Source organism: Neisseria sp. S1, assembly GCF_048060015.1.
In the GTDB taxonomy this organism is placed as follows: Bacteria; Pseudomonadota; Gammaproteobacteria; order Burkholderiales; family Neisseriaceae; genus Neisseria; species Neisseria arctica.
Genome location: NZ_JBLUPI010000006.1, coordinates 44,800 through 61,065, shown reverse-complemented (window position 1 = coordinate 61,065; position 16,266 = coordinate 44,800). Strand labels below are relative to the sequence as shown.

Sequence of the window (16,266 nt, the reverse complement as noted above, 5' to 3'; positions counted from 1 at the left end):
TTTAAAACTGCCGTTCAAATACCTAAGCCTGACAACTCCGTCTTTATTTGGATTAGTAATTCAAAATATCAAAAAAATAGTCACCTTCTATCTTTTAGAAAACGGACACGGCACACATAACAAAGGCCGTCTGAAAACAGCACCTCCAAGGTAAGTTTTCAGACGGCCTAAATATTCAACCGCTATCTTGAAAATCTAAAGTTTACAAATTAATACCATCTAATTTGGCAACGGTGTTGATATCTTTATCCCCGCGGCCGGACAAATTAACCAAAATCACTTGCTCGGGCGACATTTTCGGTGCTTCGGCAATTGCCCATGCCAACGCATGGCTGCTTTCCAACGCAGGAATAATTCCTTCGTAATGGCATAAATCGTGGAAGGCATCCATAGCCGCTTTATCGTCTGCCGCATAGTATTCCACACGTCCTAAATCAGCCAAATGACTGTGTTCAGGGCCGATACCGGGATAATCCAAGCCTGCCGATACGGAGTGTGTCCCCAATACTTGGCCGTTTTCATCCTGCATCAGATAGCTGCGAAAACCGTGCAATACACCGATAGGAGATTTTGAAGAAATCGGCGCCGCATGATTCTGTGTCTGCAAACCCAAGCCGCCGGCTTCCACACCCACCAAACGGACATTCTCTTCGGCGATATAAGGGTAAAACAAACCGATTGCATTGGAACCACCTCCCACACAAGCAACCGCTACATCAGGCTGGCGGCCTATGGCCTCCAACATTTGCTCTTTGGCCTCTTCGCCAATCACACATTGGAAATCACGCACCATTTCAGGATAAGGAGCCGGGCCCGCTGCCGTACCGATAATGTAAAAAGTATCATCCACACGGGCAACCCATTCACGCATGGCTTCGTTCATGGCATCTTTCAATGTGCGCGAACCGCTGGTCACGCCGACTACATTTGCGCCCAACAACTTCATACGGTACACATTCGGAGCCTGGCGCTGGATATCATCCGCCCCCATATAAACATGGCACTCCATACCGAAGCGGGCCGCAACCGTAGCCGAAGCGACGCCGTGCTGCCCGGCTCCAGTTTCGGCGATCACCCGTTTTTTACCCATGCGCCGTGCCAGCAAAGCCTGCCCGATCGTATTATTTACCTTGTGCGCACCGGTATGGTTCAAATCTTCACGTTTCAACCAGATTTGCGCTCCGCCCAACTTTTCACTCAACCGCTTGGCATGATAGACAGGGCTGGGGCGGCCTACATAATGTTTCAAATCATGACGGTATTCTTCCCAGAAAGCAGGATCGTTTTTGGCATCTTTATAAGCTTCCGCCAATTCTTGCAAAGCCGGAATCAGGGTTTCCGATACATACACCCCGCCGTGTTCGCCAAAAAAGCCGTGCTCATCAGGAAATTGATAATCTTTCATTATAGTATCCTCAAAATCATGCTACCTTCTGGAAATATCCTTGTTCATCCCCAAGGCCGTCTGAAACATTCGGACCACCGCTAAAACTTTTAGCTGTCTATCCCAATCAATAACAAAAATTCTCATTAATTTTTAATACGCTATAGTTGCGCATTGGCAATAAACGCCCTTACTTTCTCTTTGGATTTAATGCCTGGTGCAAGTTCCACACCACTGGAAACATCTACTGCCCGCGCCCCGGCCAGCTTAACGGCTTGAGCCACATTCTCCGGTGATAAGCCGCCCGATAAAATCCAATGATGGTTAATTTTTTCGGGCAGCAACTGCCAATCAAAACTCAAACCCGTACCGCCATACTCACCCTCAATATGGGCATCAAACAAAATACCGCGCGCATCAGGATACGCCTGGGCGGCATCTAGAATATCCTGCGTATTACGTACACGCACCGCTTTCAGGTAGGGCCGCCCGAAACTACGGCAAAAATCCGCAGTTTCATCGCCGTGGAACTGAAGCACATCTATCGGTACTGCCGCCAATACCTCCTGAATCCGCACTTGGCTTGCGTTAACAAATAAAGCCACCACACTGACAAACGGCGGTAATGCGCGTACTACCGTTTGAGCAGTTTCAATATCTACAAAGCGTTTGCTTTTTTCATAGAATACCAACCCTATCGCATCGGCTCCCGCCTCCGCAACCATATATGCATCTTCGGGGCTGGTAATGCCACAGATTTTAGTACGAACCTGATTCATAAATTTTTCCGTGTTGTTCCGGTTACTTTTCGCCCCACAACCAATCGGGCAAGGGCGGTGTTTCAACGCCCCATTGTTTTGGATAATCCACTCCGGTCAGATAAAGGCCGTCCGGCATAAAGGTAGGAGGTGCTTTCAGGCGGCTTTTTTCGGCAAGCAACTCAGCAAAACCCTCTACGCTTAGACGTCCGCAACCAACGTAGACTAATGCGCCGACAATATTACGAACCATATGGTGCAAAAACGCATTGCCGTGCAAATCAAGAGTCATAAACCTGTCCGTGCCCCTTAAAGCCACGTCATATAATGTTTTCACCGGTGATTTGGCTTGGCATTCTGCCGCACGAAAACTGGAAAAATCATGCTCTCCTACCAATAAATCTGCTGCACGCTGCATTAGAGCCATGTTCAAAGGCAAATGCGTCCACCCCACCCTTCCCGCCAATAATGGCGGGCGAACAGGCGAAGAGTTCAATATATAACGATAACGCCTTCCGCAAGCATCAAAACGTGCATGAAACCGTGCATCAACCTGCCGAGCCTTCCACACCGCAACCCCTTCGGGCAAATGCGCATTCACACCGCGAATCCAAGCCTGCTCCCCCCTCATGGCAGAGGTATCAAAATGTACCACTTGTGCAGTAGCATGCACTCCCGTATCCGTACGACCAGCGGCAATTGTCGAAATAGGCTCATTGGCAATTCGGCCAAGTGCATATTCTAATGCAGCCTGCACGGTATTAATGCCTTCAGCTTGCTTTTGCCAACCGTAAAAATGGCTGCCATCATATGACAAAGTTAAAGCCCAACGCTGCAGTGCGGATTCTGTGTGGTTTAATAATTCAGACGGCATCGCGTTTGATTCTGTAAAAATAAATTATTATAGCAATAAGCGCCTTTCAATGCCGTCTGAAAGCCAGATTTATTTTCTAAACAATATATCGATATTAAGTGAATATCAAAACCGTTATTTATGTAAACTACAGTTTAGAGCGAATGAAATATCGTTTGAATATTCATTGAAAAATAAACCGCTTTAAATTATCCAAGCATTCCGATGCTCTAATTACGCCCTAAAATGAATTTTGAGTAAAATAAAAAAGTTGGCAATTCATACTTACTCAATCACCGAATCATTTTTCCGAAACAAAACAGCCCGGGCCTAATTGCCCGGGCTGCTCATACGAGAGTTTTAATTACCCAACTCTTTCAGCAAAACCTCCGCTTTACTGAGGATATTACCGTCAGACTCTTCCATCAACTCCATCAACGTATCTCGTGCTGCATCGGGGTCGCCAATTTCGATATACATCTTAGCCAATTCGTATTTGGCCTCTAACGGAGCGGTCATCCCTACAGATTCAGATAAGAATCCGTTACCTTCCTCCGAAACATTGGCAGCCGTCGAAGTAATCGAACTCTCATCAAAATGGATACTATCATCCCACTCGATAGTGGAATCCTCAGCAGATTCAGCCGGAATATCCTTCAACCAATCATCGGCATCCTGAACCGCAATCTCACCCTCTGAAACCACAGCTTCGGCTGTCGCCATCTTAGACGGCCACTCAACAGCTTCTTCAACCGGTACGGCTGCTTCTACTACAGGTTCCGATATCGGCGCATCAAATTCAAGTGCCGGCAGCTCTTCTGTTTCATGCTTTTTCTCAGACTCCACGAACTCCGGCACTTCGGGTTCGTCGACTGTCCACTCCAAAGGTTCTGCTTCGGGTGCGACCTGCACAGTGGTTTCTGCCACAGGCTCTACCACAGGCATGGCCGGCACAGTGGCTTCTACCACAGGTTCTACTGCAGACATAGCCGGCATAGTGGTTTCCGCCACAGATTCTACCGATGCAAACTCTTCAGCAAATGATACGTTTTCGGCCAAGTCGCTTGGGGCGTCAGTCAACTCCGCAATATGATTGAAGCTGCTATCTTCAGGTTCATATACGCTTTCGGTTGATTCAATTCGATCCCAATCGGCATTTTTGCGTTTTTGAGTTTCCTCATCCAAAGTAACCGCGCCCGAAACAATACCACTTTGCTGACTGTCGATATTGCCTAAGTCCAAACGGAAATTATCCGCTTTAGGTACTTCGGTTTCAGTGACTTCCGTAAAGAAGATGTCATCTTCAAAATCATCTTCTACACTTAGCTCATCCTCTGCTTTAGCCTTGGATTGCTTGCCGGAAGCTGCTTTAGCTGCAGTCAACGTAGCAGCAGCTTCGGCACGGGTCAGGGGCGCCGTATTGCTGGGACGGACAATAGGCTGATGAGTACGAATACCCTCATCTGCCGAAGCTCTTTCTTCTTTTACCGCGACTTTGACCGGAGTTGTCTCTTCAACATCAAATGTACCATCCTCCGCATCCGGAGTGGCAACAACTGCCTTTTTACGATTGCCGAGAGATTTGCCCACCAGCCACAGTGCCAAAGCACCTGCGCCAGCCAATAATAGCCAACGCCACCAAGAACCCGAAGCCGTATCATCAACTGCCGGCATTGCCGATGCTTCTGCAGGTTTAGCCTCTGAAGAAGCCATAGGCTCCGAAACAGCAGTTTCAGAAGAAGCTGCGGCCACAGCCACATCAGAAGCAGGCATATCCGATGCCATAGATACAGGAGATACAGGCGCGGAAGCAGCTGTATCAGCCTGAGTAACCACAGGCATACTTGCTGCGGCAGAAGCCATATCCGTAGCGGCTTCAGAAGCTGCTTGTGCGGTTGTTGCAGGCGTTGTAGTTACAGCCGGCGTTTCAGACGGCATAGCTGCGGGCTGCTGCGCCAAACGGCGTAACTGTGCGGCGGAAGGAATATTTAATACATTACCCGGCCAAATTTGATCGGCATTGCCGTTTGTAAATAAATTGGGGTTAGCTGCAACCAAAGCTTGAACGGTTTGGTATGTAGTCATACCGTTCGGGCGCACTCGGGCAGCAATTCCGGTAAGTGTTTCGCCTTGACGAACAGTATAATTTCCCGACATAGCTCGGCGAGGCTCTGTTCGGGTCTGAGTATGTTCCGTATTTTTTGCGGTTTTAATCTTTTTATCTGTGGAATGAGCAGCGGCTTGAGACGGTGCCGTTTTTTTACCGTCCGAGATATTGCTTCCGCCGACGACAGCCGCAACGCGGTCTCGGGCGGCTTTAGGATCAAACGGAGATACCGAGCGACCGCCGTTATTCGAAGCATAACCCGGAGGATCGATAATTGCCGTATATTGGCGTGATTGTGTTCCTACTCCTAATTGAAACACCAATACAGGATCTTGTACGGCTGATTTTGAACGAATGCTGACAACAGCATTATCACCCGATTTACGCACACTACTGCGCAAGCGGTTGTCTGAAAGGTTCACTTTTCCGCCGTTGAGCAAGATGCGTGCTTCTTCTCCGGTTACCGTCACCGTACCCGAGAAGGGCTCACCCAAATTTGATTGGACATTCAAACCGCCCAATCCTGCAAACGAACCGAATGATGTCATCAATGCCACAGATGCGGCAATAAGCTTGAGCTTGGTATTATTCTTCAAAACTTAGATCCCCTGTTGATTGCAGCATATCTTACGGCTGCTATAATTTCAGCACAGCCTACATGATATATGCGAATCAGTTTCTCTGCAAAGCGGCGGTGCTAATTTATGTAAAAACATTTTGTACGTTGCAGCTTTATAACCACGGAATACCGCCGTTTCACAATAATTTCCACTGAAAATTAAAGTTAAACTAATTATTTCGCAACATACAAATATGTCGGCAATGATGTAAAATCTTACGATCTTCCGTATGATAATCATTTATACTGAAATCTTTTATACACCACACACTGCTATCCGTTATGAAAATACTTAGCGATTTTATCGCCGTCATCCTCTTTTTCACGACATACATTCTTACTAAAAACATTATTTGGGCCACAGCCGTTGCCGTTGTCATAGGCGTTTTACAGGCGGCCTTCACTTGGATGAAATATAAAAAGCTCGATACCATGCAATGGGTCAGCTTGATTCTTATTGTCGTATTCGGCGGCGCCACCATCATATTCAAAAACCCGCGCTTCATCATGTGGAAACCGACTTTACTATTTTGGTTCGGCATGTTGGCATTGGCCTCAAGCCATCTGCTGGGTAAAAACGGACTCAAAGCATTAATGGGCAAAGAACTCTCTTTATCCGATAGTGTCTGGCAGAAGCTTACCTACGCCTGGCTGACCTTTTTATTTATAATGGGTGTAATAAACTTGATCGTTGCCTATACCTTTAGCGAAGAAGTTTGGGCTTATTACAAATTTATCGGGTCAACCGCCCTAATGCTTGTTTTCTTTTTCGGCCAAGGTATCTACCTCAGCCGCCACTTACCGCAGGAGAAATAACTATGGAATATTATATGCTGCTGGCTACGGACGCCGATGATACCCATGAGGCTCGCGCAGCCGCCCGCCCGGCACATCTCCAACGCCTAGAGGCTTTGAAAGCGGAAGGCCGCCTGCTTACTGCCGGCCCGACTCCTCTACCGGATAACCCCGAGCGCGTGTCAGGCAGCCTGATTATCGCAAGCTTTGCATCTTTAGATGATGCGCAAAGCTGGGCAGAGCAAGACCCTTATGTGGATGCCGGCGTATATGACGAAATCCTGATCAAACCTTTCAAAGCAGTGTTTAAATAAAGCCGATGAAAACTATGCAATCGAATATCGAAAATCGCCTTCAGGTTTTAAAACCGTTGGTATTCGAATTTCATGACGACAGCCATCTTCATGCCGGCCATGCGGGTAACCGTGGCGGCGGGCATTACTCGATTTTGGTGGTCAGCGAAGAATTTACCAGCATTTCCCGCATCAACCGGCAGCGTATGGTCAATGCGCCCCTGCAAGACCTTTTTTCAGACGGCCTGATTCATGCTTTAAGCATAAAAGCATTAACACCTGAAGAATATTTCAATTCATAATCCATTTTCCGAAAGATTACACGATGAAAACAATCAAGCTCACCTCTATGTTGGTATTGGCAGCCCTTTCCGGCAGCCTGGCTGCACAAACTTTGGTAACCGTAAACGGTACTAAAATCGACAGTAAAGATATCGATGCACAAGTAAAAATGCTGCAAAGCCAAAGCAACGGCCAAATCCAAGATTCACCCCAATTACGCGACAACCTGACCCGTCGCCAAATTACAGGTATCATCATCGGTCAAGAAGCCAAGCGCTTGAAGCTGCACGAGAGTACCGAATACAAACAAGCTATCGAACAAGCGCGTGCTGCGGCGAAGGAACAAGGGGCAGACAAGAAGCCGAATTTCAAACAAGAATGGGCAGCTTATGAAAATGATCTGCTTAGCCAAGCCTACGTTGCACATATCGTACGCAGCAATCCGGTTACCGAAGCCGATGTAAAAACAGCCTATAATGATTTCAGCAACTTTTACAAAGGCTCTTCCGAAATACAATTAGGCGAGATCATAAACCGTGACAATACTGTTATCCAAAAAGCCCTTAGCGAACTGAAAAACAAAAAAAGCTTTAAAACCGTAGCCGGCCAATACAGTGCGGACCCGCAAGCCAAACAAACCGGCGGCATCAGCTCGGGTTATGTCAACTTGAAAGATTTGGAACAAGGCGCACCTGTTGTTTACAATGCCGTTAAAGATTTGCGCAAAGGCAGCTATACCGATGTTATGCAAAGCCAAGACGGCCTTTACGCTATTTTCTACGTAAACGACAAGCGTGCCGCGAAAATCCCCTCCCTTGATGAGGTAAAAGAATCTTTAGGACGTGATTTACAGGCAGCCCGTATTGATCAGGCCATACAAGCCCTTTACGGAAAAGCGGATGTCAAGCCGGCCAAATAATACCGACAAAAGCCGCCCTCATGAAAATGAGAGGCGGCCGAATACTTTTCAGTACAACATATAATAACCAACGGAAATCAATATGAAATTAAAACATTCCGCTCTATCCGGCGCATTGGCATTGGTACTTGCAGGTGTCGCCCTAGCCGCTCAAGCTCCCCAAATTGACAGCGGACGCATTGACAGTATGGTCAATCAGGTTTTGAAGCAGGTTGAAAATAATCCCCAAGCAGCCCAACAGCAAGACGGCAAACTTATCCGTGAAAATGTAATCAAGCAGCTGCAAAGTTTTGAAATCCTAAAAAACGAAGCCATTAAAATTGGTTTGGATAAAGATGCCGACATACAAAATCAATTGAAAAACCTAGAGGCTGAATTTTATGCCAACCAATATATCGCACACTTGGAACGAAGCACCGAAGTAAGCGAAGCAGATATCTATCGTGCCTACCAAGAACAAACCCGAATGGTGCAAATCCAGCAAGTTCATTTCGATAGCGAAGCACAAGCCCGTGAAGCGCAAGCGCTGCTTTTGAAAGGTCTGAGTTTCGAACAGCTGATGCAACGTTATCCCAATCCGGAGCAAGACTTCAAAGACTTTGTTTCGCCGCAACAGTTAGCACCAGAAATCGGCCAAACAGTTGCACAGATGACCCGCGGAGAAGTCAGCCGTGATCCGCTTATGTTTAACGGGAAATACTATTTATTAAAAGTATCAGCAGACGAACGCAACCCGAATGCTCCTCCGTATGCCGAAGCCAAGCAGCAAATCGAGCAGCAAGTAAAACGGCAGCGCGTACAAGAAAAGATTACTTCCATACTGAATGCATATGGTTTGAAATAAAGCGATACTGCTTAAACTCAGCATATATAAAGAACCTCTGTATTACCTACAGAGGTTTTTCTTTCAAATACTTCGGCGAAAACAGGGATAAATACGCCCTACTTACAATAACGCTGTATAATGCCGTCTGAAATCATTCTCAAATATCCGATATGTCCAACCAAAGATTAATATACGGTTTTCATGCCGTTAACGCCCGCCTGTGGCAAAATCCCAAAAGCATTACCGAACTCTACATCCAAGAAGGCAAAAACGATGCCCGTACACGCGAAGTTCTTGAAAAAGCGGCTGGTGAAAACGTACGTATCCATTTTGTAGATCAAGCCAGACTCGACAACTTGACCAAAGGAGCACGCCACCAAGGTGTGGCGGGCTTTATTGATGCCTCAAAAAACCATGTTCATTTGGAAGACGTATTGGAAAATCTCAGCGAACCGCCCCTTCTGCTGGTATTAGACGGCATCACTGATCCCCATAATCTGGGGGCGTGCTTGCGCACCGCAGATGCCATGGGCGTACATGCGGTTATCGCACCGAAAGACAAGAGTGCGGGACTCAACGCAACGGTTAGCAAAGTAGCTTGCGGCGCCGCCGAAACCGTACCTTATATTACCGTAACCAATCTGGCTCGTACCTTACGTGAACTAAAAGAGTACGGAATTTGGATTATTGGCACCGATATGGGTGGCGATGCAGACTTATTTCACTGCGATTTACCCGCAAGCACCGCTTGGGTGATGGGAAACGAAGGAGAAGGTATGCGCCGCCTCACTCGCGAACACTGTGATATGCTGGTTTCCATCCCGATGTTCGGTACGGTAGAAAGTATGAATGTATCCGTATCTGCCGGCATGGTGCTCAGCGAAACACGCCGTCAGCGTACCTTAAAATCAGAAAATTGAATTGATTCCGAGATACCTGATATTTCAAGGTAATACAGCTAAATGTTCATGCCGTCTGAAAACTATTCAGACGGCTCCTTTGTTATAAAACCCTAATTATCCGTTCCTTTTTCAATCATATTTTTCTGAGGTTCCTGTTTGCCACACCTCAAGCAATAGTGGCCGGAAACTGTCAGAAAATTGACGCCTCCACCGGTATCTTCTGTTATCATCTTGTAAATATCAAAAAAAATCACAATATTGCATACAAATAAAAATAACTGCCTATTGGTGTTTATACGTTATTTGCAATGCCCTGACTGAAACCGTTATACCCCGCCTGAAGGATATGCTCATGCTCACGTGGTTTATTGCCGCCTCTCTGATTTTAATTTTTGAATTATTCGTCGGAACGATCTATTTGTTAGTTGTCAGCGCTGCCCTTTTCGGAGCAGGTTTGGCCGAACTTTTATTTGCCAATACATCTATCAGCGTACTAACCGCAGCAATTTTATCGGGTATCGGTATTTGGTGGGCCCGCGGCTGGATACGCCGAAAGCGTCGCTCTCCCGAAATCGAAACCGCCCGCAGTGATTTGGATGTCGGCCAAACCGTACGAATTCTGCGCCATTTGCATACCAACCGCTATGAAGTTTTTTATCGGGGCACTCAGTGGCAGGCAGAGGCTGTTAACGAACATACTGTCTCCGCAGCCCAAACCGGCACCATTACAGGTAAAAACGGTAATATTCTTTTAATCCAACTTCACCCAACACATTAATTTTCAGGAGAACTCATGGAATTTATCAGCTTCCCCATTCTTATCTTGATGGCCGTGATTATTTTCGGCTTCAAGGCCTTTACCGTTGTACCGCAACAAGAAGCTTATGTAGTCGAACGCTTAGGCCGTTTTTACAAAGTACTGAAGCCGGGTTTGAATATCCTTATTCCTTTCATCGATCGCATTGCCTACAAGCATACGTTGAAGGAAATTCCGTTGGATGTTCCCAGCCAAGTCTGCATTACCCGTGACAACACCCAACTAACCGTTGACGGTATTATCTATTTTCAAGTAACCGACCCCAAGCTGGCTTCGTATGGCTCTAGCAACTACATTATGGCGATTACGCAATTGGCTCAAACCACCCTGCGTTCGGTGATCGGCCGTATGGAGTTGGATAAAACTTTTGAGGAACGCGACGAAATCAACAGTATCGTTGTTTCCGCTTTAGATGAAGCTGCCATATCGTGGGGCGTAAAAGTTTTACGATATGAAATCAAAGATTTAGTTCCACCCCAAGAAATCTTGCGCGCTATGCAGGCGCAGATCACAGCCGAACGCGAAAAACGCGCCCGAATCGCCGAATCCGAAGGCCGTAAGATTGAGCAAATCAATTTGGCCAGCGGTCAACGGGAAGCCGAAATCCAGCAGTCCGAAGGTGAGATGCAAGCTGCCATCAATGCTTCACGTGGTGAAAAAGAAGCCCAAATCAACCGTGCCGAAGGTGAGGCGCAAGCCTTGCGTTTGGTGGCCGAAGCCAATGCCGACGCTATCCGCGCGGTAGCGCAAGCACTGCAAACCGAAGGGGGTAGTGAGGCAGTAAACCTGAAGGTAGCCGAACAATATGTAGAAGCCTTCAGCAAACTGGCGAAAACCAACAATACCCTGATTATGCCTGCTAATGTAGCTGATATCGGTTCATTGGTTTCCGCAGGATTGAAGATTGTCGAAGGCAATAAAAATACCGCCAAATAAAATACGAATACCCAATAAACTTACCTAAAAATATGCCGTCTGAAATGCTTTTTCAGACGGCATGTTTTTTCTGAAACCAGCTACAGGCCTAAAGTAAGTATTTGCCGATATACCCGGTAATCTTATTTGAAGAGCTGGCAAACGTGTTATCAAAATATCTATCAGCCCCGAAAGCTCATAAAATATTGCTCAACCATCCAGCAGTATTTTTAATACCTTCGGCAGCAAACAACAAACCATCACCTATTACCAAACGCAGGCATATCATTGTATAAGCACGCTTAGCTTATCGGAAAGGCTCAGCGTAATTTAGCCGGTACGGAAGGCGCAGGCAGCCGTTTTAACCCCGTACCTGCTAAATCAATATGGCCGAAACGCGAATGACCTTGGTTCCAATCTTCTACTGCAAGGCACAAAGATTCCCTGTTGTCGGCAACAAAATTCCACCAAATTAGCGTAGGATGCGGCAACGGTTCACCACCCAAAAGCATCACATGGCAATCAGTTTCCGCATGCAGCAGAAGGCTTGACGCGCCGTTAAGCTCGATAAAGGCCAATTCATTTTCGACAAATACCTGCCCAGCAACCTGCAAGCTGCCAGAGATGACCAAAACACCGTATTCCCAACCGGAATTTAATGCTACAACATTTTCACCACCTGCTTTTAAGCGTATATCCAATCCAAGCAGAGGGCTGTATTGCCGCGTAGGAGCGGTATGGCCGCCGTAACTGCCTGTGGTTAAGGTATAATCCGCCCCGTTTTCCGTCCATGCGGGTAATTTGGAATAATACTCAAACGAAGGTTCGATTTCTTGATTCAATGGTAGCGCAATCCAAAGCTGTACGGCATGCAGGTGTTTTATATCCTCAGGAGTTTGCTCGGTATGACTGATACCTCGGGCATCACCGGTACCGGCAGTCATCAGATTAACTTGGCCGGGGCGGATTAATTGCTTGTATCCCAAACTATCTTGATGCCACACTTCCCCCTGAATCATCCAAGTAAAAGTTTGCAGGTTAGTATGCGGATGAGCGCCAACCTGCATACCATCTGAACCCGGATCGAACACGGCAGGACCTGCATGGTCTAAAAAACACCATGCGCCAATCGTGCGACGGCCACTTTGCGGTATCAGGCGTGCAACTGGTATGCCGCCTACATCTTTCAACCGCGCGCTGACTTTTTCTATCTGCATGGATTTTCCTCTTAACCGGCTGTACCGGCTTGTTATTTCACTATGATGTTTGCTATCTTTAAAATACCGACTGCCATTCAGTATAATGGCTTTTAGGTAACCCTAACAAATAACCCTGCCACGGTATTTTTCATTTACAGGCCGTCTGAAAACTCACCGGCCGATATTTCAGACGGCATTCAGTAAATAATTTTTTTACCGTAACCCTCTAAAATTTCTTTAATCCTCAATACGGTTTCCCGCGCAGGCGGGTGTATACCTTCGAGCTTGTAAGTATCGCCGCACAATGCCCACTTATGTGCGCCCAGTTCGTGATACGGCAACAATTCCACCGTATCGATATTACCCATATCGCCGATGAACTCACCTAACAGATGAGCCGACCTTTCGTCGTCGGTATAACCCGGCACAATCACAAAACGTACCCTTACCGCTTGATTGCGTTCCGCCAAATAACGGGTGAAATTCAAAGTTTTGGTATTGGCTATACCGACTAATGTTTTGTGGATTTCCGGATCTATCTGTTTCAAGTCGAGCATGACCAAATCGGTATTATCCAGCAGCTCTTCCAATATATTGTCATAATGCAAAGCATAGCCGTTGGTATCCAAGCAGGTGTGGATATCATAAGCGCGGCAGGCTTTAAACCAATCGCGGATAAATTCGTATTGCAGCAACGGTTCGCCGCCCGTTGCCGTTACACCGCCGCCCGTTGCTTTCAAATAATGGCGGTAAGAGAGTACCTGCTTCATCACCTCTTCTACGCTTAATTCCAAAGCCTTATCGGTATGCATGTCCCAAGTATCACGGTTGTGACAATAAAGGCAACGCATCAGACAACCTTGCATAAATAAAACAAAGCGCAAACCCGGTCCGTCTACCGTTCCGCAACTTTCGATAGAGTGCACGATGCCTTTGCCTTGGTAATGGCGGCTTCTGGCTTGGGATACCGCCCCTTTTGAGCGGATAATCGGTATATTTTTCATTTTTCGAATATTTGTGATTATTTCTTCAGACGGCCTGGCATACCCTAAAGCAGAACATGTTTAAAAATCATACTTACAGGCCGTCTGAAAACCAAAGTAAACATATTGACTGCCCTGACTATTTATTTGCCATCCGCATGAAAAGTGCCGGAAATACTCCGGCACTTTTATCTTCAGATAATGGCAGCTGCGGTTTACATACTGGCCGTAAAGGTACGGGTGATGACGTCTTGTTGCTGCTCTTTTGTGAGCGAGTTAAAACGCACGGCATATCCCGAAACACGGATAGTCAGCTGCGGATACAGCTCCGGATCGTTCATGGCTTCGAGCAGCATTTCACGATTGAGTACGTTCACATTCAAATGCTGGCCGCCTTCAATACCTTCTTCATGATGGAAATAACCATCCATCAAACCGGCCAAGTTTTTCTCGCGGGATTCGCCGTCTTTACCCAATGCGCCCGGCACAATCGAGAAGGTATAGGAAATACCATCTTTGGCAAACTCAAACGGCAGTTTGGCTACAGAGCTGAGCGAAGCCACCGCACCATTGACATCACGTCCGTGCATCGGATTTGCCCCCGGGCCAAACGGCGCACCGGCGCGGCGGCCATCGGGCGTATTACCGGTTTTTTTACCGTATACCACGTTGGAAGTGATGGTCAGCACGGATTGAGTGGGGAGAGCATTGCGATACATTTTATGGCTGGCCACTTTTTTCATAAACCGCTCTACCAAATCGCAAGCAATGCTATCAACCCGATCATCATTATTGCCGAATTGCGGATATTCCCCCTCAATTTCAAAATCAACGGCAATATTGTTTTCATCACGAATCGGGCGCACTTTGGCGTATTTAATCGCCGAAAGCGAATCCGCCGCTACCGACAAACCGGCAATACCGCATGCCATCGTACGCTTCACATCACGATCATGCAGCGCCATCAGTGCAGCTTCGTAAGCGTATTTGTCGTGCATATAATGAATGATATTCAAGGCGGTAACATATTGGGTAGCCAGCCAATCCATGAAATTATCCATACGGTTCAATACGGTATCATAATCCAGTATTTCATCAAGAATCGGCTCGGCTTTGGGGCCGACTTGTTCTTTCGATTTTTCGTCTACGCCGCCGTTAATCGCATAAAGTATGGTTTTGGCCAGATTGGCACGCGCTCCGAAAAACTGCATGTGTTTACCCACCACCATCGGGCTAACGCAGCAGGCAATCGCATAATCATCACTATCGAAATCCGGACGCATCAAATCATCGTTTTCATATTGGATAGACGAAGTATCAATCGATACCTTGGCACAGTAGCGCTTGAACTGCTCAGGCAGCCGCTCCGACCACAATACGGTAATGTTTGGTTCGGGCGACGCTCCCATGTTGTAAAGCGTATGCAGGAAGCGGAAGCTGTTTTTAGTTACCAATGTCCGACCATCCAATCCCATACCGCCGATGGATTCAGTGGCCCAAATCGGGTCGCCTGAAAACAGCTCGTCATATTCTGGCGTACGCAAAAAGCGTACCATACGCAGTTTCATAACCAAATGGTCAATTAGTTCTTGAGCCTGCAATTCGGTCAACGTGCCGTTTTGCAAATCACGCTCTATATAAATATCCAAAAACGAGGAAACACGCCCAAACGACATCGCTGCGCCGTTTTGTGATTTTACGGCAGCCAGATAGGCAAAATAAGTCCACTGAACCGCCTCACGGGCATTTTGAGCAGGGTCGGAAATATCAAAACCATAGCGTGCCGCCATCTCTTTCATCTGACCGAACGCACGGTATTGCTCACTGATTTCTTCGCGGCGGCGGATTACCTCTTCCAAATCATTGCCCGCTTCCAAATCTGCCTGCAAAGAATCAAACTGAGCCGCTTTATCGGCCATCAAGCGGTCGATACCGTAAAGAGCCACACGACGGTAATCACCGATAATCCGTCCGCGTCCGTAAGCATCAGGCAAACCGGTTAATACGCCCGATTTACGGCAGCGACGGATATCGGGGGTGTAAACGTCAAATACGCCCTGATTATGGGTTTTACGGTATTCGGTAAATGCTTTTTCCACTTCCGGATTCAGAGGGCTGTTATAAATACGGCAAGAGTCCATCACCATTTTCAAACCGCCGTAAGGCATGATGGCACGTTTGAGCGGTTCATCGGTTTGTAATCCGACTACAGCCTCCAAATCTTTATTAATATAACCCGCTTCATGGCTGTTGATACCGGCCACAATTTGTGAATCGATTTTATAAGGTGCATGGGTACGGTTTTCGGCCTTGATACATTCCATCACTTCATGCCACAACTTTTTCGTTGCTTCAGTAGCCGGCTGTAAAAACTCCGCCCCGCCTTCGTAAGGCGTGTAGTTTTGCTGAATGAAGTCGCGCACATCAATGCCCGCCTCCCAGCTTCCCGATTTAAAACCTGTCCAAGCGGCAGAGCGTGTTTGTGTGGTCGCACTCATGCTTTAACTCCTATTTAACAATTCAAACCAATAAGATAAATAATTTTCTGAGTATTTAGCATAGCACCACAATATGGCACGGTTAATACATAAAAACGAAATAAAATTACTTTATT

Annotated in this window: 15 protein-coding genes; 8 read left to right on the top strand and 7 right to left on the bottom strand. The window is 46.9% G+C overall.

What is annotated here, in order from left to right; all coding sequences use genetic code 11:
* Positions 1 to 202 precede the first annotated feature (202 nt).
* From trpB to ACEPPX_RS05885, 4 genes are all read right to left on the bottom strand, one after another.
* Entirely contained in the window at positions 203 to 1,405 is a 1,203-nt protein-coding gene (gene trpB / locus ACEPPX_RS05900) for a tryptophan synthase subunit beta (RefSeq protein WP_416623309.1), read from the bottom strand.
* Between the two features lie 140 nt (positions 1,406 to 1,545).
* Positions 1,546 to 2,250 (bottom strand): phosphoribosylanthranilate isomerase, encoded by a 705-nt coding sequence (locus tag ACEPPX_RS05895; RefSeq protein ID WP_416623404.1) that lies wholly within the window; start codon positions 2,248 to 2,250, stop codon positions 1,546 to 1,548.
* Complete coding sequence (gene truA / locus ACEPPX_RS05890; RefSeq protein WP_047761501.1) at positions 2,186 to 3,016, bottom strand: tRNA pseudouridine(38-40) synthase TruA; 831 nt, start codon at positions 3,014 to 3,016, stop codon at positions 2,186 to 2,188. The genes ACEPPX_RS05895 and truA overlap by 65 nt, the downstream gene beginning before the upstream one ends.
* 339 nt (positions 3,017 to 3,355) lie before the next feature.
* The gene (locus ACEPPX_RS05885; protein ID WP_416623308.1) at positions 3,356 to 5,698 is read right to left on the bottom strand and encodes a FimV/HubP family polar landmark protein; all 2,343 of its coding nucleotides are present in this window, start codon (positions 5,696 to 5,698) and stop codon (positions 3,356 to 3,358) included.
* Positions 5,699 to 6,003: 305 nt separating this feature from the next.
* Here ACEPPX_RS05885 and ACEPPX_RS05880 point away from each other — a divergent pair, with 305 nt between their 5' ends.
* The 8 genes from ACEPPX_RS05880 to ACEPPX_RS05845 all read left to right on the top strand — a co-directional run bounded on the left by ACEPPX_RS05880 (position 6,004) and on the right by ACEPPX_RS05845 (position 11,491).
* Entirely contained in the window at positions 6,004 to 6,537 is a 534-nt protein-coding gene (locus ACEPPX_RS05880; protein ID WP_416623307.1) for a septation protein A, read from the top strand.
* 2 nt (positions 6,538 to 6,539) lie between these two features.
* Entirely contained in the window at positions 6,540 to 6,830 is a 291-nt protein-coding gene (locus ACEPPX_RS05875) for a YciI family protein (protein WP_416623306.1), read from the top strand.
* Between the two features lie 5 nt (positions 6,831 to 6,835).
* Positions 6,836 to 7,111, top strand: coding sequence for a BolA family protein (locus ACEPPX_RS05870; RefSeq protein WP_416623305.1), 276 nt, complete (start codon positions 6,836 to 6,838; stop codon positions 7,109 to 7,111).
* Between the two features lie 23 nt (positions 7,112 to 7,134).
* Complete coding sequence (locus ACEPPX_RS05865) at positions 7,135 to 8,010, top strand: peptidyl-prolyl cis-trans isomerase (RefSeq protein ID WP_416623304.1); 876 nt, start codon at positions 7,135 to 7,137, stop codon at positions 8,008 to 8,010.
* A gap of 82 nt (positions 8,011 to 8,092) precedes the next feature.
* Positions 8,093 to 8,854: a peptidyl-prolyl cis-trans isomerase gene (locus ACEPPX_RS05860; RefSeq protein ID WP_416623303.1), complete on the top strand. Its 762-nt coding sequence runs from the start codon at positions 8,093 to 8,095 to the stop codon at positions 8,852 to 8,854.
* A 152-nt stretch (positions 8,855 to 9,006) separates the two neighbouring features.
* Positions 9,007 to 9,756 (top strand): 23S rRNA (guanosine(2251)-2'-O)-methyltransferase RlmB, encoded by a 750-nt coding sequence (gene rlmB / locus ACEPPX_RS05855; protein ID WP_416623302.1) that lies wholly within the window; start codon positions 9,007 to 9,009, stop codon positions 9,754 to 9,756.
* Positions 9,757 to 10,090: 334 nt separating this feature from the next.
* The gene (locus ACEPPX_RS05850) at positions 10,091 to 10,516 is read left to right on the top strand and encodes an NfeD family protein (RefSeq protein WP_416623301.1); all 426 of its coding nucleotides are present in this window, start codon (positions 10,091 to 10,093) and stop codon (positions 10,514 to 10,516) included.
* Between the two features lie 24 nt (positions 10,517 to 10,540).
* Positions 10,541 to 11,491, top strand: coding sequence for an SPFH domain-containing protein (locus ACEPPX_RS05845; RefSeq protein ID WP_152667066.1), 951 nt, complete (start codon positions 10,541 to 10,543; stop codon positions 11,489 to 11,491).
* Between the two features lie 299 nt (positions 11,492 to 11,790).
* Here ACEPPX_RS05845 and ACEPPX_RS05840 read toward each other — a convergent pair whose 3' ends face one another.
* The 3 genes from ACEPPX_RS05840 to pflB all read right to left on the bottom strand — a co-directional run bounded on the left by ACEPPX_RS05840 (position 11,791) and on the right by pflB (position 16,150).
* Positions 11,791 to 12,687, bottom strand: a complete 897-nt coding sequence (locus ACEPPX_RS05840; protein WP_416623300.1) for a pirin family protein — start codon at positions 12,685 to 12,687, stop codon at positions 11,791 to 11,793.
* Between the two features lie 179 nt (positions 12,688 to 12,866).
* Positions 12,867 to 13,673, bottom strand: a complete 807-nt coding sequence (gene pflA / locus ACEPPX_RS05835) for a pyruvate formate lyase 1-activating protein (RefSeq protein WP_416623299.1) — start codon at positions 13,671 to 13,673, stop codon at positions 12,867 to 12,869.
* Between the two features lie 194 nt (positions 13,674 to 13,867).
* Positions 13,868 to 16,150 (bottom strand): formate C-acetyltransferase, encoded by a 2,283-nt coding sequence (gene pflB, locus ACEPPX_RS05830; protein ID WP_416623298.1) that lies wholly within the window; start codon positions 16,148 to 16,150, stop codon positions 13,868 to 13,870.
* Positions 16,151 to 16,266 lie beyond the last annotated feature (116 nt).